Origin of the sequence: Avibacterium sp. 21-599, from assembly GCF_026226765.1 — a bacterium.
Lineage (GTDB): Bacteria > Pseudomonadota > Gammaproteobacteria > Enterobacterales > Pasteurellaceae > Avibacterium.
Genome location: NZ_JAKKOB010000001.1, coordinates 933557 through 956222 on the forward strand (window position 1 = coordinate 933557; position 22666 = coordinate 956222).

Sequence of the window (22666 nt, forward strand, 5' to 3'; positions counted from 1 at the left end):
AGGGAGGTTTAATCAAAATATGTTCGCGCTATCATATCAAAACTTAACTACGGGGCAAGCGATTATGAAGATTTTCCTTACCCTCAAAAAAATGAAATACGACAAAAAAGTACCGCACTTTGTTTATTTTTAGCTTCGTTTTTCATATTAAAATGTCGCATTTTTAGTCTATTTTTTACGCATAATCGCTAACCGTGTAACAATATCAGGTTACTCTTTTCTCGTTAGTTTCTTTTAATTAACGCATTTTAATAACTATAAAGAGTTATTTTTGTGTAACAAAAATAATTAATAAAGGGTATTGTGAAAAGAAAAATTGATCAAACGCAAAAAACTACAAAATACCCCTGAAAAAGATCAGGGGATTTGTTATTTTTATCTCCATTAGACTTGCTTTTCTATTCATTATCATATTGTTTTTAATGATAAAAATTATCATTTATGTCGTGGTATATAGATATTATTTTTTTGTTTGTTAAATAACCATTGGTTAACTTTTAATGGAGTAATTATCGTGAACATTTTCAGAAAAACGTTAGCTTCTCTGGCAATGGCTGGATTGACTTTAGTGGTTGCGCAGTCTGCAATCGCAACAGATAACAGTGCTGCAGAAAAGCGTGCCGCAACACGTGAGGAATTAGCAAAACCCAACCCTGATTTGAAGATTGAGACAATCAGTGAAAAATTTGCAGAAAAATATCCGAAACAATACCAAGGTTGGGCTAATACGGCTGAATCTACGGAAATTGTTCCTGCCATTGAGGTTGACCCTAGAATGATTGTTATGTGGGGCGGTTATGCTTTTTCTAAAGAATATAACAAACCTCGTGGGCATTTTTATACCGTTACAGATGTGCGTAATATTTTACGTACAGGCGCACCTTTTGATGCAAATAGTGGGCCACAACCAATGGCGTGCTGGACTTGTAAAGGACCAGATGTGCCACGTTTAATTGCTGAATGGGGAGAAGAAGGTTATTTCAATGGAAAATGGGCGAAAGCAGGAAATGAGATTGTGAACCCAATTGGGTGTGCGGATTGCCACGATACGACTTCAAAAGAGTTTGCGGAAGGGAAACCAGCATTGCGTATTGCTCGCCCACACGTTTTACGTGCTTTAGATACCATAGGTAAAGATTTCACTCATTTAGATAAAACAGATAAGCGCGGAGCAATTTGTGCAAATTGCCACGTTGAATATTATTTTGATAAAAAAGTGGTGAATAATGTGGTGTTCCCTTGGATGAAAGGGGTCGATGTAGATAGTATGGAAAAATACTACGACAGCATTGAATTCTATGATTGGATCCATTCTATTTCTAAAGCGCCTATGCTAAAAGCACAGCACCCAGATTATGAAACTTGGTTACAAGGTACGCACGGTAAAAATGGCGTAACCTGTGTAGATTGCCATATGCCAAAAGTCCAAGGTGCTGATGGTAAAGTTTACACTGACCACAAAATTGGCAATCCGCTTGATTCTTTTGAAAACACCTGTGCAAACTGCCACGATCAAAGTAAAGAAACCTTAACAAAAGTGGTGGCAGGTCATAAAAAAGATATCAAAGATGTAATGATTAAACTTGAAGACCAAATTGTGAAAGCGCACTTTGAAGCAAAAGCCGCTTGGGAAGCTGGTGCGACAGAAGAAGAAATGAAACCTGCATTGCAAGATATTCGTCACGCACAATGGCGTTGGGATTACTCAGCAGCAGGACATGGTGGGCATATTCACGCACCAGATGTTATTTTAAAAACCATCGCAACAGGGTTAGATCAAATTGCTGATGCAAGAACTAAACTTGCCGTCATTTTAACCAAGCACGGAGTGAAACAACCGATCAATTATCCTGATATTTCAAATGCAGAGAATGCGTGGAAAGCAATGGGTATTGATATTGAAAAAGAGCGTGCGGCAAAAGATAAATTCCTCAAAGAAGTGATTCCTCAATGGAATAAAGAAGCACTGGACAAAGGCTTAATGGAAAAAGCACCTCCAGCAAAATAAGCGAAAAAGCAACCGCACTTTACGCGAGATCAAAGTGCGGTCTATTTTGAACCAAAATTTGAGGTAATAGGAAATGAATGCTGTATTAAAGAAAGTGGTTAAGCTCAGTGCCTTGCTTGCGATAACGATCTTTGCTTTACCCACTCAAGCTAATACTAAAAACGCTGAATTAAGTTATCAACCTACGTTAGAGAATCAGCGTAATCCCAATGAGTATTGTGCAAAATGTCATAAACTAGATGCTAATGATGAACAATCTGGTGGTGATTTACATTTTGGTAAATTTCACGGCACACACTTATCTAAAACCAATCCAAGCACAGGGAAACCGATTACTTGTGTGAGCTGCCACGGTAATATTTCTGAAAATCACCGTCGTGGTGTGAAAGACGTGATGCGTTTTGAAAGCGATATTTTCTCTGACAAACAACCGATGTACTCAGTGCAAGAACAAAATCAAGTGTGTTTCTCTTGTCATCGCCCTGAAAAATTACGCGAAAAACTTTGGGCGCACGATGTTCACGCAATGAAATTGCCTTGTGCCGCCTGTCATACCTTGCACCCAGAAAAAGATGCAATGAAAGGTATTGAGAAAAAACAACGTGTTAAACTTTGCGTGGATTGTCACGGAGAACAACAAAAACGTAAAGCCCTAAAAGATCTTGACCCGACTAGCAAACAAAAGGATAACAAATGACAACTTGCTCACGCCGTAATTTTGTTTCTGGTATGGGAGCTTTGATCCTAATGACAGGAACAACAATTAAGTCAATCGCACAAGATAAGGCAGAAGAAAAGCCAATTCGTTATGCAATGTTGCACGATGAAACGGCTTGCATTGGTTGTACCGCTTGTATGGATGCGTGTCGTGAAACCAACCAAGTGCCAGAAGGCGTTTCACGTTTAGAAATTATTCGTAGCGAACCTTATGGTGAATTCCCTGACGTGAAATATGAATTTTTCCGTCATTCTTGCCAGCATTGTAGCAATGCACCTTGTGTTGCAGTATGCCCAACAGGGGCGTCTTATATTGATGCGTCCACAGGTATTGTTGATGTTAATAAAGATCTCTGCGTTGGCTGTCAATACTGTATCGCGGTATGTCCGTATCGTGTTCGTTTTATTCACCCTGTGTATAAATCAGCAGATAAATGCAATTTCTGCCGTGATACGAATTTAGCCAAAGGTAAACAGCCCGCTTGTGTGGAGGCCTGTCCAACCAAAGCCTTAACCTTTGGTAATACAAATGATCCGCAAAGCGACATTTCTTTAAAACTGAAAGAAAAACAAACCTATCGTACAAAGGTTGAATTAGGTACAGATCCAAATCTTTACCACGTTCCAGCTAGAGCAGGGGAGATCAGACGATGAATAGTCCATTTCATTTCCCATCTTTAGTATGGGACGGGCCGATTGCGATTTATCTCTTTTTATTAGGGATTTCCGCAGGGGCGACAATGCTTGCCGTATTGCTAAAACGTGCAGGATTGGCTGGGGAACGCCCAGAAGAAAGTCATATCTTGAAGGTAAATGCATTACTTGCACCAATAAGCATTACCATTGGCTTATTATTATTGATTTTCCACTTAACTAAACCTTGGACATTTTGGTACTTAATGTTCAATTATCACCACACATCAATTATGTCTGCTGGGGTGATGTTGTTCCAAGTCTATATGTTGTTCTTGGTCTTATGGTTAGCGATTATCTTTAAGTCCTTAGTGCTTAGCTTAGTGAAACGCTTTGTGCCGAAACTCACTAATCTTACGGAGAAAATCATCGATCTTGCAGCAAAATTCACCAATGTAATCGAGATTATTACCTTGTTGCTTAGCGTAGCATTAGGGGCATATACAGGGTTCTTACTTTCTGCATTAGTGAGTTATCCAATGCTAAATAATCCTGTATTACCAGTGCTATTCCTTGCATCAGGGACTTCATCAGGGATTGCTGCATTGATTTTCTTTACCATTTTATGCACCAAAGAAAACCCTCATTCTAAAGGCTTGGCATTCTTACACAAATTTGAGCAGCCCGTGGTACTCATTGAAGCCTTTTTACTTTTCGCTTTCTTCTTTGGATTATATTTAGGTGGCGGGCAAAAAACGGTGGCATTTCACACCGCACTTTCAGGGGGCTTCTGGGCGAACGTCTTCTGGATCGGCGTGGTCGGCATCGGGATTGTATTACCGCTTCTATTAAACGCCGTTGCAGGTGAAAAACTTAAGCACCAAAAGGGCTTTATGTTGATTGTCGCGGGGCTTAGCTTAATCGGAGTGCTTTGCTTGCGTTACTTTATTTTATACGCAGGACAAATGACTTTAGCATAAAAAGCCAATTAATGATTATCAGGCGAACCAAGGTGTTCGCCTTTGTTTTAATGTGATGTGGATTTTACGGTAATCCCTTATCTGAAAAATGAGGGAAAAATTAAAGTGCGGTGCATTTTTTACACTTTTTTACCACCGGTAGGATATAGAAAGTATTTAGATGATTTCACCACATCACGCAATGACATTACGGCATATTTTCTCTAAAATACAGGATAAATTAATCAGCTAATATGACGATGATCCCTGAACTTGCTTTTCTTGCTTTACTTTTTGCTCTTGTTTCCGCATCACTGTTGGCGATCGTGCCGCATATTGGGATTAAACAGGGTAATCCGCGCCTTATCACCTCCGCGTGGAATCTGAGTTATCTCTTTGGGATTTTTACTACCCTTTCTTTGCTCGGGCTTGCTTATTGTTTTGCTGTTGATGATTTCTCACTACAATATGTTGCAGCCCATTCTAATTCCGCATTGCCGTTATTTTTCAAAATTGCTGCTACTTGGGGTGGACACGAAGGCTCAATGCTGTTTTGGCTTTTTTCTTTAGGCTTATGGACAATGGCGTTTGCCTTTTTTAGTCGCAACATTGATCCCATTATTGCGAGTCGAACCCTGTCTATTCTTGGCCTACTTTGTTTTGGTTTCGCACTCTTTATTGTTTTTTTCTCAAATCCCTTTGAGCGCCTGTTGCCTAGCCCATTGGAAGGGCGTGATCTTAATCCAATGTTGCAAGATGTGGGGCTGATTTTTCATCCTCCATTGCTTTATTTTGGCTATGTAGGTTTTGCGGTGAATTTTGCTCTTACCCTTGCCACCTTATTAAGTGGGCATTTTGATGCCGCACTTGCTCGCTGGACACGCCCTTGGGTGTTACTTTCTTGGTTCTTTTTGACTTTAGGGATAATGTTAGGCGCGTGGTGGGCATATTATGAACTTGGCTGGGGCGGTTGGTGGTTCTGGGATCCCGTAGAAAATGCCTCATTAATGCCGTGGTTACTCGGGCTAGGGCTATTGCATAGTTTATCGGTGAGCGAACAGCGTGGCATTTTCCATTATTGGACGATTTTATTTTCACTTTTTGCTTTTGCATTTAGCTTATTAGGCACCTTTATTGTGCGTTCTGGTGTACTCACCTCTGTACACGCCTTTGCGATGGATAGTGAACGAGGAATGGCACTGTTAATGCTCTTTTTCTTACTGACAACCTGTTCACTGACCTTATTTGCACTTAAAGTCAATGTGCGTCCAAGTGAAAATAGTGCGGTGCGTTTTTCTCTTTTTTCTAAAGAAAGCCTAATGCTTATTGCGAATATTTTACTGGCAGTGGCAACGGCAAGCGTATTTTTAGGCACGTTTTACCCTATGCTGTTTAGCACAATGGGGTGGGGATCGATCTCTGTTGGCGCACCTTATTTTAATACGATTTTCTTACCCCTGATTGTGCTGGCTTTGCTGGCGATGATTATTGTAGTGAGCGCATTTTGGAAAAAAATTCACTGCAGACTGTTGTCTCGTAATGTTTTACTGCTGATCCCCGCTTGTGGTCTTGCTTATATTATGATCGCATTCACCATTCAAAATGATGAAACGTTACATTTTCAGCCTTTACCTTTTGCATTAATCAGTTTAGCGCTTTGGTTGCTAAGTGTTACCCTTTCGAGCGGGGGGCGAGCTTTGTCTTTAACCCGTTGGGCAATGGTGATTGCGCATTGTGGGTTAGCACTCAGCGTGATTGGTGCAACAATGTCGAGCTATTTTGCCAGCGAAATTGGTGTACGCCTAGCACCGCAACAAAGCCAAATGCTCAATGGCTATGAATTTACGTACCTTGGTTTCCGTAATGAATTAGGGGCGAATTATACCAGTGAAGTGGCACAATTTGAGATTAAAAAAGCAGGCAAAAAAATCACCGCACTTTATCCCGAACGTCGTTATTATGATGTGCGGACAATGAATATGTCCGAAGTAGGATTATATTGGAGTTTGCTCGGCGATATTTATATCGTGATGGGCGATAAACTGGGTGCTGGTGAATTTTCTTTCCGTTTGCATTATAAGCCTTTTGTTCGCTGGTTATGGATTGGGGCAACATTAATGGCTTTTGGCGCATTATTAGCCGCCTTTGGTTTGAGAACAAGGAGAGCAAAAGATGAATAGAAAAGCACTTGTTTTTCTGCCCTTATTATTGATTATTGCACTATGTGGCTTGCTATTATTAGGACTGCAAAATGATCCGAAAAAAATTGCTTCTGCTTTAATTGGCAAACCCGTGCCTGAATTTTATCAACCTGATTTGTTCGATCCTGCAACCAACGTGAATAATCATTCCTTGCCGAGTGAGGTTTATTTGATTAATGTGTGGGGGAGTTGGTGTACTTATTGTAAGCAAGAACACGCTTTTTTGATGGATTTGCAAAAGCAAGGTGTGCCGATTGTGGGATTAAATTATCGCGATAAACGGCAAAATGCGTTATTAATGTTACGAGAAATGGGCAATCCTTTTCATCTTATTATTGATGATAGCAAAGGCTTACTAGCAATGAAATTAGGCGTAGATGGCGCGCCAGAAACGTATTTCGTCGATGCGAACGGTATTATTCGTTATCGCTATTCAGGGCCATTGAATAAGCAAATTTGGCAACAAGAATTTCAGCCTTTATGGCAAAAATTTGCACAAAATGCACCGCACTTATCTTTACAAGCGATGAGTCAAAAGGAAGGTAAAGAATGAAGAAATGGTGGTTTGCAATTATCACACTGGTTACAATCCTTCCGCTGGCTCAGGCAGAAATGGTAGATACCTTTGAATTCTCTCACCCCGAGGAACGCACAAGAGCTGTCGCACTGGCGAAATCCTTGCGTTGCCCACAATGTCAAAATCAAAACTTGGTGGAATCCAATTCCCCTATTGCCTATGATTTGCGTATTGAAGTTTATAAAATGGTGGAAGCAGGTAAGAGTAATGAGCAAATTATTGAAACGATGACAAATCGCTTTGGTGATTTTGTTCGTTATAATCCCCCCGTAAAATCCACTACCGCTTTGTTGTGGGGATTACCGTTCTTATTGTTACTGTTTGGTGCAGTGGCTATGTGGCGAATGTTGCGCGTCAAACAATCACAGCAAAGTGTCGCATTCAGTGCAGAGCAGCAGGACGCACTAAAGCATTTATTAGCAAAAACGGATAAATCAGAATGACTTTTTTTATCGGTGTTACCCTTTTATTATTGATTAGTCTTGGGCTTTGGTTGCCTTTAGGACAAAGGATAAATTGGCAGAAAAATTATCGCCAACAGCAAAATATTGCCCTTTATCAGCAACAAACAAAGGGTAAGCTTGATCCTGAATTGCTACAAGAATTTGCCCAACGGCTACTTGATGATGAAAAACAGCGTGAAAAACAACCGCACTTTGTTATTTCTTCCAAGACAAAAGCACGCTCTTATTTTGTGGGATTAAATTTATTATTGATTGGCTTGCCGATAGGCTATTATTTTTCCCTTGAACGCTTTTCTACTGAACATCAACAGCAAGTGCAGGCTAAACAACCGTTTGTAGATCCCTTAACCGCCCCTTTTACGGAACAACCTACGGGACAAAAAAATGAATCCTATGTGGAAAAAATTCAGCAGCGCTTACGGCAAAACCCTAACAACAGTGAGGCTTGGATTGAATTAGGGCTGGCTTATATGCAAAATAATGAATTTGATAATGCACTGCTGGCTTATTCTTATGCTGATCGTTTAACGGGCGGTAAACCGGCTATTTTAGGTCTAGTCGCGAATGCGTTGTATCAACAGGCAGGGCAAAAAATCACTCCACAAGTGCAGGCAATGCTTGATCAAGCCTTACAGCAAGATCCGAAAGAGGCATCAAGTTTATCGTTATTAGCGGGAGAAGCCTTTATGAAAACGGATTATGCCAATGCGATTACACTTTGGCAACGTCTGTTGGATTCGGATAAATCGGGAATCGATCGCCGCACGATCATTCAACGTATGCAAATGGCAGAAATGCTACAAAACGCCAAAAATGGAGCAAAGTAAAGAATGACACAATGGGTTTCTGATACGCTAATTATTGGCGCAGGTGCAGCAGGGCTATTTTGTGCCGGACAACTTGGTAAACAAGGTAAACAGGTAACAGTTCTTGATAGCGGTAAAAAAGCGGGGCGGAAAATTTTAATGTCAGGCGGTGGGTTTTGTAATTTCACTAATTTAGAGGTTACGCCACAGCATTATCTTTCGCACAATCCACATTTCGTTAAATCTGCGTTGGCTCGTTTTACTCAATGGGATTTTATCGCTTTAGTTGCAGAATATGGCATTGCTTATCACGAAAAAGAACTCGGGCAATTGTTTTGTGATGAAAGTTCACAACAGATTGTGGATTTGTTACTCGCAGAATGTGAGAAATATCAGGTTAATATTCAGCTACGTCAGCACATTGAGCAAGTTTCTAACTCAGAAAAAGGCGGTTTTACTGTGCAAGCCAATGGGCAAACTTGGTATTGTAATCAGCTGGTCGTGGCAACGGGAGGGCTTTCAATGCCAGCCTTAGGTGCATCGCCATTAGGTTATCAAATTGCTGAACAGTTTGGATTGGCAGTGATCTCTCCGCGTGCTTCCCTCGTACCGTTTCGTTGGCGAGAAACAGAACAATTTTACACCGCACTTGCTGGCGTTTCTTTGCCTGTTCGAGTTAGTGCAGAAAATGGGCAATCTTTTATCAACCAATTGTTATTTACTCATCGTGGTATTTCGGGGCCGGCGATTTTACAAATTTCTAACTATTGGCAGCCCAATGAATGGGTGGAAGTTGATCTATTACCCAATCAATCTATTTGTGATTATTTACTTGAATTACGCCAAACTTCACCTAAGTTGCAGTTAAAAACCGCATTATCACGTATTTTGCCAAATAAATTAGTAGAGCTTTGGCAAACCAGAGAGAGCATTCCAATAGAAACATTGGCGAATTTAACCAAAGGGCAGTTGGAACAGTTAGATAATGTTATTCACCACTGGCAAATTTTCCCTAATGGTACAGAAGGTTATCGCACGGCAGAGGTTACAATGGGCGGGGTAGATACGCACGAAATTTCATCAAAAACAATGGAAAGTACGAAAGTCAAAGGATTGTATTTTATCGGCGAAGTGCTAGATGTAACAGGCTGGCTTGGTGGCTATAACTTTCAATGGGCGTGGAGTTCAGCTTACGCTTGTGCCAGCCATATTGCCCGTTTATAAGCCCATTTCCCATTTTGATTGCCTGCAAAAAGAGATTTGATCCGAGTGAAAATCTCGTTAAAATGGCAGGCTAATTTCCCTTTTCATCTAATCAACGGCAACAATAACAAGGATTTTTTATGTCAGAACCGCGTTTCGTGCATTTGCGTGTGCATAGCGATTTTTCAATGATTAACGGTATTGCTAAAGTCAAACCGTTAGTCAAAGCCTGCGTGGAGAACGAAATGGTGGCAATGGCATTGACAGATTTCACCAATTTTTGTGGTTTAGTCCGTTTTTATGGAGAAGCATTATCTTCAGGCATAAAACCTATTGTGGGTGCAGATGTATTAGTGAAAAGTGATTTGCTTGGAGATGAACATTTTGAGCTGACGTTACTCGCCAAAAATAATACGGGCTATCATAATATTACCTTATTATTATCCAAAGCTTATGAACGTGGTTACACGGATTTACCTTATATCGATCAACAATGGCTAGTGGAGCACCGCGAAGGCTTAATCATTCTTTCTGGTGGACGCAATGGTGATATCGGAAAAAAATTGTTGAAGAATAACCCGGCTGATATAGAAAGTGCGGTGCATTTTTATCAAGAATTTTTTCCCAATCATTTTTATTTAAGCCTTTGCCGTACAGGTCGCCCTGAAGAAGAGCGTTATATCCAAGCCGCCTTAAAATTGGCTGAAAAACATCATATCCCTCTTGTGGCAACCAATGATGTATGTTTTTTGTCTTCGCAAGATTTTGAGGCACACGAGATCCGCGTGGCAATTCACGATAGCTACACCTTAGATGATCCTAAACGTCCAAAATTATATAGCGATCAACAATATTTCCGCACTGAGCAGGAAATGTGTGAATTATTTGCAGATATTCCCAGCGCTCTGGCAAATACCGTACAAATTGCTAAGCGTTGTAATGTAACCATTCGTTTGGGGGAATATTTTTTACCTAAATTTCCTACCGGGGATCTTAGTACAGAGGATTATTTAGTACAAAAATCCCGTGAAGGCTTGGAGGAGCGTCTCGCCTTTTTATTCCCTAATGAAAAAGAGCGGGCAGAAAAACGTAAAGAATATGACGAACGCTTGCAAGTTGAACTAGACGTGATTAACCAAATGGGTTTCCCGGGCTACTTCTTAATCGTGATGGAGTTTATCCAGTGGTCGAAAGATAACGATATTCCTGTTGGACCCGGGCGTGGTTCCGGGGCAGGATCATTGGTGGCTTATGCGTTGAAAATTACTGATCTTGATCCCCTTGAATTTGATTTGCTGTTTGAGCGTTTTTTAAATCCAGAACGGGTATCAATGCCCGATTTTGACGTGGATTTCTGTATGGACGGGCGAGATCGCGTGATTGAACACGTGGCGGAAACCTATGGACGCGGTGCGGTGTCGCAGATTATCACCTTTGGTACAATGGCGGCCAAAGCGGTCATCCGTGATGTAGGACGGGTGCTGGGGCATCCTTATAGCTTTGTGGATCGCATTTCTAAATTAGTGCCGCCTGATCCGGGAATGACCTTAGCCAAAGCCTTTGAAGCAGAACCTCGTTTGCCTGAAATTTATGAAAGCGATGAAGAAGTTAAAGCATTAATTGATATGGCGCGCAAGCTCGAGGGGGTAACGCGTAACGCAGGGAAACACGCTGGGGGCGTGGTGATTTCGCCGGGGCTGATCACTGATTTTTCGCCCTTATATTGTGATAGCGAAGGCAAACACCCAGTTACCCATTTTGATAAAAATGATGTGGAATATGCCGGGCTGGTGAAGTTTGACTTCTTAGGATTGCGTACGCTAACCATTATTAAATGGGCATTGGATATGATTAATACGCGTCTGGCTAAAGAAGGCAAGCCGTTAGTGGATATTAATCGTATCCCACTTGATGATGCGCAATCTTTCCAAGTGTTACTCAATGCAGAAACTACCGCGGTATTCCAGCTAGAATCGCGCGGAATGAAGGATTTGATTAAGCGCCTGAAACCAGACTGTTTTGAAGATATTATTGCGTTGGTTGCGTTGTTCCGTCCGGGGCCGTTGCAATCAGGAATGGTGGATAATTTTATTCGCCGTAAACACGGTGAAGAAGAAATTTCTTACCCTGATGCAGAATATCAGCACATTTCACTCAAACCGATTTTAGAGCCAACCTACGGTATCATTTTATATCAAGAACAAGTGATGCAAATTGCGCAGGTGCTGGCAGGTTACACCCTTGGTGGGGCAGATTTATTACGTCGGGCAATGGGGAAAAAGAAACCCGAAGAAATGGCAAAACAACGCTCTGTATTTGAAGAAGGGGCAATTAAAAACGGGATTGACGGTAACCTTGCAATGAAAATTTTCGATTTAGTTGAAAAATTTGCAGGTTACGGATTTAATAAATCGCACTCCGCGGCTTATGCCTTGGTTTCTTACCAAACATTATGGCTAAAAGCGCATTATCCCGCAGAATTTATGGCGGCAGTAATGACGTCTGAAATGGATAACACCGAAAAAATTGTTGGGCTATACGATGAATGTTTGCGTATGGGCTTAAAGGTTACCCCACCAGATATTAATACAGGAAAACATCATTTCAGCGTGAACGATAATGGGGAAATCGTCTATGGTATTGGGGCAATCAAAGGCGTGGGAGAAGGGCCGATTGAAGCCTTAATTGCTGCCCGTGAACAAGGTGGCATTTTCAAAGATTTATTTGATCTTTGTGCTAGAGTGGATTTAAAGAAAATCAACCGCCGCACCTTTGAAAGCCTCATAATGTCAGGGGCATTCGATAAATTAGGTCCACATCGTGCAGCGCTAGCAAAAAATTTAGAAGATGCCTTAAAAGCCTCAGATCAATATGCCAAAAATGAGGCGATAGGACAGGCAGATATGTTTGGCGTGCTGACAGAAACGCCAGAAGAGGTGGAGCAGGCTTATGCGAAAACACCACGTTGGAGCGAAAAACAAATTTTAGATGGAGAACGAGAAACCCTTGGACTGTATTTAAGTAGCCACCCGATTAGTCCTTATTTAAAGGAAATTGCTCATTACAGCTCAACAAGATTAAAAGATCTTGTACCAAATTATCGTGGACAAATCAGCACCACTTGTGGCTTGGTCGTGAGTTCTCGGGTGGCGATAACAAAAAAAGGCAACCGCTTAGGCATTGCTACCTTAGATGATCGTTCGGGGCGTTTAGATCTGACATTATTTGGCGAAAGCCTAGAGCGTTTTGGTGAAAAATTACAAAAAGACACCATTGTGATTGCGTCAGGGCAGGTCAGTTTTGATGATTTCTCGCAAGGCTTAAAAATGTCTGTACGGGAATTGATGACCCTTGATGAAGCAAGAAGCCGTTACGCCAAAAGCCTCGCGATTTGCTTGACGCAAGAACAGCTTTCACCGCAGTTTATTAAGCAGTTTAAAGAGACTCTTAGCCCATATAGTGGAGGGGCATTGCCAATTCATATTTACTATCAAAGCCCAGAAGGACGTGCATTGGTGAAATTAGGTGTGCAATGGTCAGTGAACCCCAGTGATGAACTGATTAATACGCTAGTGGAAATACTGGGAGAAAGTGCGGTGGAAATTGAGTTTAAATAATCGAAAAATAAAATAAGGCGGAATAAACCGCCTTATTTTTTAGGTGCAAACCACTTTAATTGCCAACCCTCCTTGAGAGGTTTCACGGTACTTGGCGTTCATATCTTTGCCCGTTTCATACATCGTTTCGATGACTTTATCTAAACTTACACGCGGGTTAGACGTTCGTTGCAATGCCATTCGACTAGCATTAATGGCTTTAACAGAAGCTATCGCATTACGTTCAATGCAAGGTACTTGCACTTGTCCACCCACAGGATCGCAAGTCAGCCCTAGATTATGTTCCATTGCAATTTCAGCAGCCATACAGACTTGCTCTGGACTCCCCCCAAGAATTTCCGTTAAACCAGCCGCAGCCATTGAGCAAGCGACACCTACTTCACCTTGACAGCCCACTTCAGCCCCTGAAATGGAGGCATTCATTTTGTAAAGCGAGCCAATCATTCCACAAGCCAGTAAATAGCGTTCGACAATTTCATCGCAAATTGGCGAAATAAACTTTTCATAATAAGACAACACGGCTGGCACAATCCCACAAGCTCCATTAGTTGGCGCAGTAACCACACGCCCGCCTGCCGCATTTTCTTCGTTTACCGCCAAGGCGTACATATTAACCCAATCGATCACTTTCATCGGATCATTGGAAAGTCCATTATTGGCTTGTAATAAACGATGTAACGTTGCAGCACGGCGAACCACTTTGAGCGGGCCGGGCAATAACCCTTCGGTCACTAAACCGTGTTCGATACATTCTTTCATCGTTTGCCAGACGCGTTTTAGGTGTAGTTGGGTTGCCTCTTTGCCGTGTAGGGCGATTTCATTTTGTAACATCACACTTGATAAGGCTAAGCCATTTTCTTTGCAATGATGCAAAATATCTGCTGCACTTTGATAAGGAAAAGGGACATTGATGTCGCTTTCTTCTTGCTGATTGAAATGGACTTCATCAACAATAAAACCACCGCCAATAGAATAATAGGTTTGCTGATAAAGTAAGTTATCATTTTCATAGGCTGATAGCGTCATTCCATTTTCGTGCAATGGCAGAAAGGTTTGATGAAAGACCATATCGCTCTCATAATCCAACTTCGCGACTTTCTGCCCTTGCGCTAATGGTAAAAGTGCGGTGCTTTTTACATCAGAAATAAATTTAGGGATTAAATCAATATCCACATCGTGCGGTAAATAGCCTGCTAATCCCATAATAATGGCAATATCAGTATTATGCCCACGTCCTGTCATTGAAAGAGAGCCATAGACATCGACTTTAACCTGAGTGGTACGGGCAAGTAACTGTTTTGTCACTAAATCATCGACAAATTGCTTACCAGCTTTCATTGGGCCAACGGTATGGGAACTAGAAGGCCCAATACCGATTTTAAACATATCAAAAACACTAATCATTGTTTTCTCGAACTTTTCTGGCAGGGCATTTCGCCCTGCTTAGGGTAATTATTATCAAAAGGTGGGCTATTCTATCTTAATTAATAAAATAATCCATACACGACGGCTGAGATTGCGATTATTCCCATAATCGTCACGAAAACATTACTAGCATAGCCCCGATAACGTGCCATCGCCGGCACTTTACGAATCGCATACATTGGCATTAAAAAGAGAATAGCGGCGATAATTGGTCCGCCAATAGATTCAATTAAGCCAAGAATGCTTGGATTGATAATTGCCACCGCCCATAGCGTCAATAAAAAGAAAAGTGCGGTGAAAAAATTCAATTTTTTTCGATTTGTAATGCCTTGTTTGCCTGAGAATTTCAGATACAGCCCCTGAATGCCTTCTCTCGCTCCTAAATAATGACCAAAGAAAGAGCTAGTAATAGCAAGGAATGCCACTAAAGGTCCAAAGTAAGAAATATAAGGGTTATCAAACTTATTGGCTAAAAAGGAAAGAATACTGATATTTTGTGCTTTCGCTTGGACTAAATCTTCAGGAGTCAGGGTTAGCACACAGCTAAAGACGAAAAACATAACAAAAAATAACAGTAAGGTTGAGGTGTTTTTTAATGCTCGGCTTGCGTGGTGTTCGGTCAGCTCTGGCGATTGGTATTCCCGTTGTTGCGATTGCGAAAAGCAAGAAATGGCCGGGGAATGATTAAAAGAAAACACTAATACAGGAATGGTGATCCAAAGCGTGCCAATGAAGCTGGCTGCATCGGGCATTTGGTGCAGCATTGCGGTATTCCATTGAGGAATTAAATAAATGGAAAGAGAAAATAAAATAAATACAAGGGGATACACCAACAACTCGGTCATTTTTAACATTATTTTTTCGCTCATCAGCATCACTGAAATCAGGCTGGCAATCAACACGAAAGAAAGTAGGATTCGGTTTGGCGCGTTTAATCCTAACTGATTGATTATAAAGGATTCTACTGTATTAGTAATGCCATTGCCATAAATCAATAAAATAGGGAAAATCGCGAAAAAGTAAAGTAATGTGATGATTTTCCCCGCGCCCTGCCCAAAATGCTCTTCCACCACTTCGGTAATATCGCTCCCCGGTTGGGAAGATGACAACACAAAACGAGATAACGCGCGGTGTGAAAAATAAGTCATCGGCCCAACTAATAGCATAATCACAATTAACGGCCAAAATCCGCCCATTCCTGCATTAATGGGCAAAAACAGTACGCCAGCTCCCACTGCCGTACCGAATAAATTTAATGTCCAAAGTAAATCGAATTTATTTGTTATGGTTGTTTTTAGCATTGCCGAACTCCGTTATATAAACTTGGATTAGCGTATGATGAATACCTAATCTAACCAGCGCAGATGATATAGCGATTGCGGATATGAAACAGGATAAAAGGTGTGATTTGTGATAATGATCGATTTTTTCTTGAATAATTGGTTAGAAAATAGAGAAATGTTTACGTCTTTTTAACATTTTATCTTTTTATACTTTCGATTTCGCACTGTTTTATTTCGACAAAAAACAAAATTGAGTATTTTATCTTTATTGATAATGGGTTACCAAAAATTAAAGCAGTTTCGTTTTATGGAATAATCCGAACAATAACAGAAAAAGGTTGGACATAGTTAAATCAAAAAGCACTTTTAATGGCACAATAAAAGTGCTTCTAACGAGAGTGTGATCAGGCGGCTTTCGCATTGCCTAATGTGCCATCATCAATGGCTTCCCTTGGGGTGCCAAGGACTTCGTAAACTTTATCGCCATCTTTGAAAAACACAAAACCACCGTGTTCCATTTTTGTCCAAGTCTCATTTTTAGTCAGCGGAAAGGTAGTAATAATGGTAACTTTATCTTTTTCTGTGGTATGTTGGCGAAAGTCGATCACCCCGTCATCATCAATACGTTGTGCTGTACCAAAAGGCGCTTTACGGGTGAGGTAATGCAAATTGGTAGAGCAGTGAGCAATCATCCATTCGCCGTTTGAAAGAATGAAATTAAATGTGCCGCCTTGTGCCAATTCTTTGCTAATTTCTTGAATTACTTGGAAAATCTGTTCTTCGGTGGGCTTTTTGCGAAAGCGATTTTTTAACTGTTCAGCCATATAACAGAAAGCGGCTTCTGAATCTGTTGAGCCAATAGGTTGGCAGAAATTTTCTGACATATCAGGTAATTGGGTCAGATTACCGTTGTGTGCAAATACCCAGTTTTCGCCCCAAATTTCACGAATAAATGGGTGTGTATTTTCAATCGTTACCGCCCCTTGCGTGGCTTTACGGATGTGTGCAATGACGTTGAACGATTTGATGTGGTATTGTTTTACACAATCTGCAATGGGGGAACTATGCCCTGCTTGGTTATCGCGAAAAATGCGAACGCCCTTGCCTTCAAAAAAGGCAATACCAAAACCATCTGAATGGCTATCGGTAAGCCCTGCGCGACGGCGAAACCCTTCAAAAGAAAACACAATATCCGTTGGGGTATTGCAATTCATTCCTAATAGCTGACACATAACTAAACCTTAAACGACTTTTTATCTTATAAATTTGATTTAACAAAAAAACGAACAAAAATTCAACCGCACTTTTAGATCAAAGGCGCATATCACATAACTTAGTGTTATTTCTTTATTGCACCACCATTAAGCCTAAGCAACCTTTATCCGCCGCGAGCAAATCCGTTGCACCAAAGGTGAAAGGATGACTGTTAGAAGAAGGGTGTTGAAAGCGAACTAAAATCTGCATTTGACCTTCAATCCACAGGCTATCTTTCCAAGCAAGATCGCTTTCAGCAACGGGCTTATCATTGATACGTTCAAGGATAAATTTTGCCCCTTGAATTTTAAACCCAGTAGGTTCGTTGGCGGTGAGAATCCAGCGCTCAGTGCTGTTTAATTCAGCATTTACATCAATCCGTCTTGGATCAAAACGTTGTTGATTGATCATTCCATTATTGGCATCAAGCTGGAAATGGCGCTCACGACGAATTTTCGCCTTTAATGCTTGTAGTGCATCAGTATTAAACTGCATTGTATGATTTTGTGCAAACGCACTGCTTAAACCTTGTGGGCGTAGCTCAACAACGGTGTTATCAAGCAATTCTTCATTACTGCCGAAAAAGCCCATTAGTTTACTGAAAAAATTTCGTTTTTTTCCTGCGATTAAGGTGGCGTTTTCCCCTTCGTTTAGATTGACAAGAATTTCTGCGCGTTCACTCGGTGCAAGAAACAGCACCTTAGTTGTTTTCGCTTGTGGTAAAAAGCCTTGATCGAGGGCGATAAGTTGGAAATCGCGTTCATCATCAAAGCGTAATTCATAGCGACGCGAAAGGGAGGCGTTAAGTAAACGTAACCGCACAACACCACGCGGTACGGCTAAATAGGGGGCTTCTTGCCCATTTACCAATAAACGATTACCGAAAAAGTGCGGTCGATTTTGTTGGAATAATTGCACACCTTCATCATTTAATTGCATATCTTGCAAAATTAAAGGAATATCGTTTACGCCATATTTTTGTGGCAAGCTGGATTTACGACTTTCGTTATCTTCAATAATGCACAGTCCGAGCAGCCCACGATAAGTTTGATAAGCCGAATGCCCGAGGGTACAAGCACTATACCAGCAGGTGCAGGCAGCTTGGGTGATGGGAAGAATTGGCGACCAGCTTTGTCCTTGCGTAAAAGGATGCGCAACACCACCGAGTGATTCAGCGCTTACTTGTAGCCCTTGAATGGCTAAGGCAACCATTTGTGTTAAGTTATTGCGATAATTCAGCTTGGCGAAATCCCCTTGGCGCATTTTGAGTGTTGGACCTAAATAATTACCGTTAAATCCCCAAACTTCGCTGGTTTTTCCCCGTTCTAATTGCGCTTGTGCGCTGTTCATTTCTAAAAAAACAGGTTTACCACGACGTGTTTCCATTAGTGGGGGAACGCGCAAAGGTTGGCGTTCGGCAGCCCATAATGGCGCAGGAATAGCAGAAAATGCCCCCGCTGTGAGGGCAGTTTTGAAAAATTGACGGCGAGAAAAATGATTCATCTTATTTTGTTGGGCTTGGTTGAGCAGCAATTTCTGCATCAAGTTCATTGATTCGTTGTTGCATTAGTGAATGGCAATAGCTCGCCAATTCACGCACATTATCTTTGCTATAAGCGGAGGTATCCACAGGGGGTAGCATTTCGCAGATCACCTTGCCATTATGCCAGCGATTAAGATTGATTTTATTTTGTGTGGTAGAACAAACCACAGGGACAATCGGCACGCCAGCGGCAATCGCAGCGTGAAATGCCCCTGTTTTAAACGGCAGTAAACCACGCCCACGGCTGCGTGTACCTTCAGGGAACATCCAAATAGAAAGATTATCGCGGTTAATGCGTTCAGCCAGTTGAGTCATTGTATTGTGCGCTTTGGAACGATTATCGCGATCTAAAAAAATGTTGCCCGATGCCCAATATAAAATGCCGAAAAAAGGGATCCAAATCAGGCTTTTTTTCCCTACGCTCACGGTGCGTGGCATCACCATATAAGAAATGGTGACCATATCGTAGTTATTTTGGTGATTGCCAATATAAATGCAAGGCCCAATATTTTTTGCCTTTGCAGGGAAACGATGTTCCACTTGCAAACCGAAAAGCGGATATAAACGCCCAAACCAGCGAGCGATATCTCCTACATTGCTTGGATTTCTGAAACGAATAAGAGAATAGATTGTGCCAAGTAAACAAATCAAAATACAGCAGAACACAATCACAATAATGCGAAGAAGTTTTAGCATAACGACATACCCTGAAAAAAATTTGCACAAGTATAGCGAAAATCCGTAAATATTTGTATCAATCCGCTAAAAAAATGCTAGGCTATCAAACAATTTCATTCTTTAAAAAGACATTCAAAATGGCAACGACCTATTTTATTGCTGATTTACATTTAAGCGAAAATCGTCCAGATTTAACCGCCCTTTTTGTGGATTTTATGCAAAATCAAGCCCAAGATGCTGAAAGTTTGTATATTTTAGGCGATCTTTTTGATTTTTGGATTGGTGACGATGAACATTCTCCGTTGATCGATTTAGTGACACTGCAAATTCGCACCTTAACGGAAAAAGGCGTGAAATGCTATTTTATGCACGGCAATCGCGATTTCCTCATCGGCGAAAAATTTGCCCAACCTTGCGGCTTAACCCTGTTACCCACCTATCAGGTGATTGATTTGTATGGCACTCCCACATTGCTTTGCCACGGCGATACACTCTGTATTGATGATATGGCTTACCAACGCTATCGTAAAAAAGTGCATCAAAAATGGCGTCAATGGCTTTTTTTACATCTTCCTTTAAAAGTGCGGTTAAAAATTGCTGAGAAAATTCGTGCCAAAAGCAAACAGGATAAGCAGCATAAATCCTCTCAAATTATGGACGTAAATGCCGATTTTGTGTTGCAAACAATGCAACAATTTAATGTGCCACAGCTTATTCACGGGCATACCCATCGGCAAAATTGGCACAAAATTCCACCGCACTTTGAACGCATTGTTCTCGGTGATTGGGGGGCAACGTCGTCGGTGTTAGCGGTGTCAGCGAAAACAATGACATTTATTAACCATTCGTTAAATCAACAGGTTAGCGTTGAGCAGGAATGATCACCGCAGGATCATCTGGCGCAGTGATATTTTCAATTTTTTCTTTTAAGCCATAATCTGGCTGTGGTGTCTCATCAAAAAGATCCATATTGGCGTCAATATTCGCATTGCGAATGCCGATCCAATTGGCTAATCCCTCCGTAAAGTTCAAGCCAGACTTTGCCACGTTTTTCTCGTGGCGTTGCTGATCATCACTGGAAATTTTAAACAGTGGAATATCGTAATGGCGTTTACTTTTACCATTGCTATTATGAATGGCAATATAGTTGTCGCTGATTTGATGAGCTAAACCGTGATCAGCAAAGTAAATCATCGAAAAAGTGCGGTGGTTTTTTTGCTGATTTTCTACCAGAAGTTGATAAATTTTGCTGAGTATTTCATCGGTTTTTTTGATCGAACTAATATAGCAGTTTACTTCTTGATATTTTTTATCAATTTTTGTGTCGTCAAAAATCTTTTTATAATCAGCCACGCGTTCGCAAGCTAAAGGGTGTGAGCCATATAGATGGACAACGATAAAACGTTTGTTCTCGCTAGGTTTTTGCAGTAGCTGGTCAAATTTTGCGATTAATTTAAAATCACTCACATCACTGCTAAGAGAATCACCTGATTTTAAAAAGAGTTTTTCATCACTTTTATTGGCAATCGCAGAAATGGGCGTGTCGTATTGCCCTAAATAGCCTTGATTAGAAAGCCAGTAGGTTTTGAGACCTGCTGACTTAATTAAGTCAATGAAATTTAAGCGGTAATTACCTTCCCACGTTTTTTTGTTTGGCTTTGTAAACATTAATTTCAGCGAAGCGATAGTATTGGTTCCCCCTGCGGTTAAGCCATTAATCAATGTGCCTTTGGCGGTGGAAAGAAATGGCGTATTAGCAATAGGATAACCATAAGCGTGGTGATAATCTTTTCTTGCACTTTCGCCGATAACTAAAATGTAGTCATCATAATGGGAACGGCTATCCAGTTGGCTTTCTCCCCATTCACTTGGCACATCAAAGCGATTAAGCAAACGCAGTTCTTCGATCACTTTTTCACCGGCTAAATAGCTTTCTTGCAGAGGTTGGAAAGGAATTTGTCCCCAAAATGCATTGATAAAAATGAGTGCCAATAGCCCTTTATTTTTATAAAAAGCCACGTGAAATTTTTGACTTAACTTGCGATAAAGCAAGGCTCCGCCAAGAATAACAAAGGGATAACCATAATGAAGTAGCGGAATTTGGGCGAAAAATTCTTTTCCTTCTTGTAAGTCGGTGGCAAAAACAGAGGCAATATACTGATAAGAAGGCGCACCAAAATTCACCCCAATAGGCGCATAGCAGGCATAAATGAATAAAATAGGGAGCGCAATAAAATAAAAGTATTTTTGGGAGCTAGAAAAAATAATAATGAAAGACATAAAAAGGGCAATTTGTTGCCAGTTTGGCTGTGGAAAATAACCCGAGCCTTGTAATGCCAACAGGCTGATTACATAAAGTAGCGCAAAACATACCGCACTTGCGAGTAAGGATGAAAGATGAAATGTTCCTTTTTTGTTCTTTTCTGTCACAACATTATTCCTTATTTTTGACTTCCTCTCATTTTACTTAATTTTTTTCGAGGGTTCTATGCGATTTTTTTTCTAAGCTATTTTCAGGGTAAAGATGTTGCTCTATAATATGCAGAATTTTGTACCCAACTTTTGTGAGGAAAAAATGAGCAAACCCGTATATAAAAGAATCCTGCTTAAATTAAGCGGTGAAGCTTTACAAGGTGAGGAAGGTTTTGGAATTGATCCTTCAATTTTAGACAGAATGGCGCTCGAAATTAAAGAATTACTAGAAATGGGCGTAGAAGTCGGGGTTGTGTTAGGGGGCGGAAATTTATTCCGTGGTGCGAAACTGGCGAAAGCAGGAATGAACCGTGTGGTCGGCGATCATATGGGAATGCTTGCCACCGTAATGAACGGCTTAGCAATGCGTGATGCCTTACACCGTGCTGATGTCAATGCAAAATTGATGTCAGCCTTCCAACTCAATGGTATTTGTGATACTTATAACTGGTCTGAAGCAATTAAAATGCTACGTGAAGGACGCGTGGTCATTTTCTCGGCAGGAACAGGTAGCCCATTTTTTACTACCGATTCTGCCGCTTGCTTGCGCGGTATTGAAATTGAAGCCGATGTTGTACTCAAAGCGACAAAAGTGGACGGCGTGTATGATTGCGATCCTGCCAAAAATCCAGAAGCAGTGATGTATGAAAAACTTACTTATGCTGATGTGATTGACAAAGAATTGCAAGTGATGGACTTAGCCGCTTTTACGTTAGCACGAGATCACGGAATGCCAATTCGTGTGTTTAATATGAGCAAACCGGGGGCATTACGCAATGTTATTTTAGGTGAGCGTGAAGGGACGCTTATTTGTAACTAATTGATT

At 41.1% G+C, this 22666-nt stretch carries 18 protein-coding genes; 12 read left to right on the plus strand and 6 right to left on the minus strand.

Going from position 1 to position 22666, the window contains the following annotated elements:
• Positions 1 to 550: 550 nt before the first annotated feature.
• The 10 genes from nrfA (at position 551) to dnaE (ending at position 13185) form a co-directional block, all read left to right on the plus strand.
• Entirely contained in the window at positions 551 to 2008 is a 1458-nt protein-coding gene (gene nrfA / locus L5B83_RS04620; protein ID WP_265778374.1) for an ammonia-forming nitrite reductase cytochrome c552 subunit, read from the plus strand.
• 73 nt (positions 2009 to 2081) lie between these two features.
• Positions 2082 to 2705, plus strand: a complete 624-nt coding sequence (nrfB, locus tag L5B83_RS04625; RefSeq protein WP_250350801.1) for a cytochrome c nitrite reductase pentaheme subunit — start codon at positions 2082 to 2084, stop codon at positions 2703 to 2705.
• On the plus strand, positions 2702 to 3379 hold the full coding sequence (gene nrfC / locus L5B83_RS04630) for a cytochrome c nitrite reductase Fe-S protein (RefSeq protein WP_265777718.1): 678 nt from the start codon (positions 2702 to 2704) through the stop codon (positions 3377 to 3379). The genes nrfB and nrfC overlap by 4 nt, the downstream gene beginning before the upstream one ends.
• Positions 3376 to 4338 carry a cytochrome c nitrite reductase subunit NrfD gene (gene nrfD, locus L5B83_RS04635; protein WP_265777719.1) on the plus strand — a complete coding sequence of 321 codons (963 nt, stop codon included), beginning with the start codon at positions 3376 to 3378 and terminating at the stop codon, positions 4336 to 4338. The genes nrfC and nrfD overlap by 4 nt, the downstream gene beginning before the upstream one ends.
• Positions 4339 to 4577: 239 nt before the next feature.
• The gene (gene nrfE / locus L5B83_RS04640) at positions 4578 to 6497 is read left to right on the plus strand and encodes a heme lyase NrfEFG subunit NrfE (RefSeq protein WP_265778375.1); all 1920 of its coding nucleotides are present in this window, start codon (positions 4578 to 4580) and stop codon (positions 6495 to 6497) included.
• Positions 6490 to 7071 (plus strand): DsbE family thiol:disulfide interchange protein, encoded by a 582-nt coding sequence (locus L5B83_RS04645; RefSeq protein ID WP_265777720.1) that lies wholly within the window; start codon positions 6490 to 6492, stop codon positions 7069 to 7071. The genes nrfE and L5B83_RS04645 overlap by 8 nt, the downstream gene beginning before the upstream one ends.
• Positions 7068 to 7538, plus strand: a complete 471-nt coding sequence (gene nrfF / locus L5B83_RS04650) for a heme lyase NrfEFG subunit NrfF (RefSeq protein WP_265777721.1) — start codon at positions 7068 to 7070, stop codon at positions 7536 to 7538. The genes L5B83_RS04645 and nrfF overlap by 4 nt, the downstream gene beginning before the upstream one ends.
• Entirely contained in the window at positions 7535 to 8386 is an 852-nt protein-coding gene (locus L5B83_RS04655; protein WP_265777722.1) for a tetratricopeptide repeat protein, read from the plus strand. Before nrfF ends, L5B83_RS04655 begins: the two co-directional genes overlap by 4 nt.
• Positions 8387 to 8389: 3 nt before the next feature.
• Entirely contained in the window at positions 8390 to 9589 is a 1200-nt protein-coding gene (locus L5B83_RS04660) for an NAD(P)/FAD-dependent oxidoreductase (protein ID WP_265777723.1), read from the plus strand.
• A 119-nt stretch (positions 9590 to 9708) separates the two neighbouring features.
• Positions 9709 to 13185 carry a DNA polymerase III subunit alpha gene (gene dnaE / locus L5B83_RS04665; protein WP_265777724.1) on the plus strand — a complete coding sequence of 1159 codons (3477 nt, stop codon included), beginning with the start codon at positions 9709 to 9711 and terminating at the stop codon, positions 13183 to 13185.
• A gap of 39 nt (positions 13186 to 13224) precedes the next feature.
• Here dnaE and L5B83_RS04670 read toward each other — a convergent pair whose 3' ends face one another.
• The 5 genes from L5B83_RS04670 to L5B83_RS04690 form a co-directional block, all read right to left on the minus strand.
• Positions 13225 to 14589, minus strand: a complete 1365-nt coding sequence (locus L5B83_RS04670) for an L-serine ammonia-lyase (RefSeq protein WP_265777725.1) — start codon at positions 14587 to 14589, stop codon at positions 13225 to 13227.
• An 80-nt stretch (positions 14590 to 14669) separates the two neighbouring features.
• Positions 14670 to 15911, minus strand: coding sequence for a serine/threonine transporter (locus L5B83_RS04675; RefSeq protein WP_250364202.1), 1242 nt, complete (start codon positions 15909 to 15911; stop codon positions 14670 to 14672).
• A gap of 386 nt (positions 15912 to 16297) precedes the next feature.
• Positions 16298 to 17125 (minus strand): class II glutamine amidotransferase, encoded by an 828-nt coding sequence (locus tag L5B83_RS04680; RefSeq protein WP_250350791.1) that lies wholly within the window; start codon positions 17123 to 17125, stop codon positions 16298 to 16300.
• Positions 17126 to 17240: 115 nt separating this feature from the next.
• Positions 17241 to 18650, minus strand: a complete 1410-nt coding sequence (locus L5B83_RS04685; RefSeq protein ID WP_265778376.1) for a multicopper oxidase domain-containing protein — start codon at positions 18648 to 18650, stop codon at positions 17241 to 17243.
• Between the two features lies 1 nt (position 18651).
• Positions 18652 to 19386: a 1-acylglycerol-3-phosphate O-acyltransferase gene (locus L5B83_RS04690; RefSeq protein WP_250364203.1), complete on the minus strand. Its 735-nt coding sequence runs from the start codon at positions 19384 to 19386 to the stop codon at positions 18652 to 18654.
• 119 nt (positions 19387 to 19505) lie between these two features.
• On the opposite strand from L5B83_RS04690, the gene lpxH reads away from it, so the two are divergent.
• Positions 19506 to 20249, plus strand: a complete 744-nt coding sequence (gene lpxH / locus L5B83_RS04695) for a UDP-2,3-diacylglucosamine diphosphatase (RefSeq protein ID WP_265777726.1) — start codon at positions 19506 to 19508, stop codon at positions 20247 to 20249.
• Here lpxH and L5B83_RS04700 read toward each other — a convergent pair.
• Entirely contained in the window at positions 20230 to 21798 is a 1569-nt protein-coding gene (locus tag L5B83_RS04700) for a phosphoethanolamine transferase (RefSeq protein WP_265777727.1), read from the minus strand. The genes lpxH and L5B83_RS04700 overlap by 20 nt on opposite strands.
• 145 nt (positions 21799 to 21943) lie before the next feature.
• On the opposite strand from L5B83_RS04700, the gene pyrH reads away from it, so the two are divergent.
• A complete protein-coding gene (gene pyrH, locus L5B83_RS04705; protein ID WP_250350787.1) occupies positions 21944 to 22660 on the plus strand; it encodes a UMP kinase in 717 nt (238 codons plus the stop codon).
• The last annotated feature ends 6 nt before the right edge of the window (positions 22661 to 22666 follow it).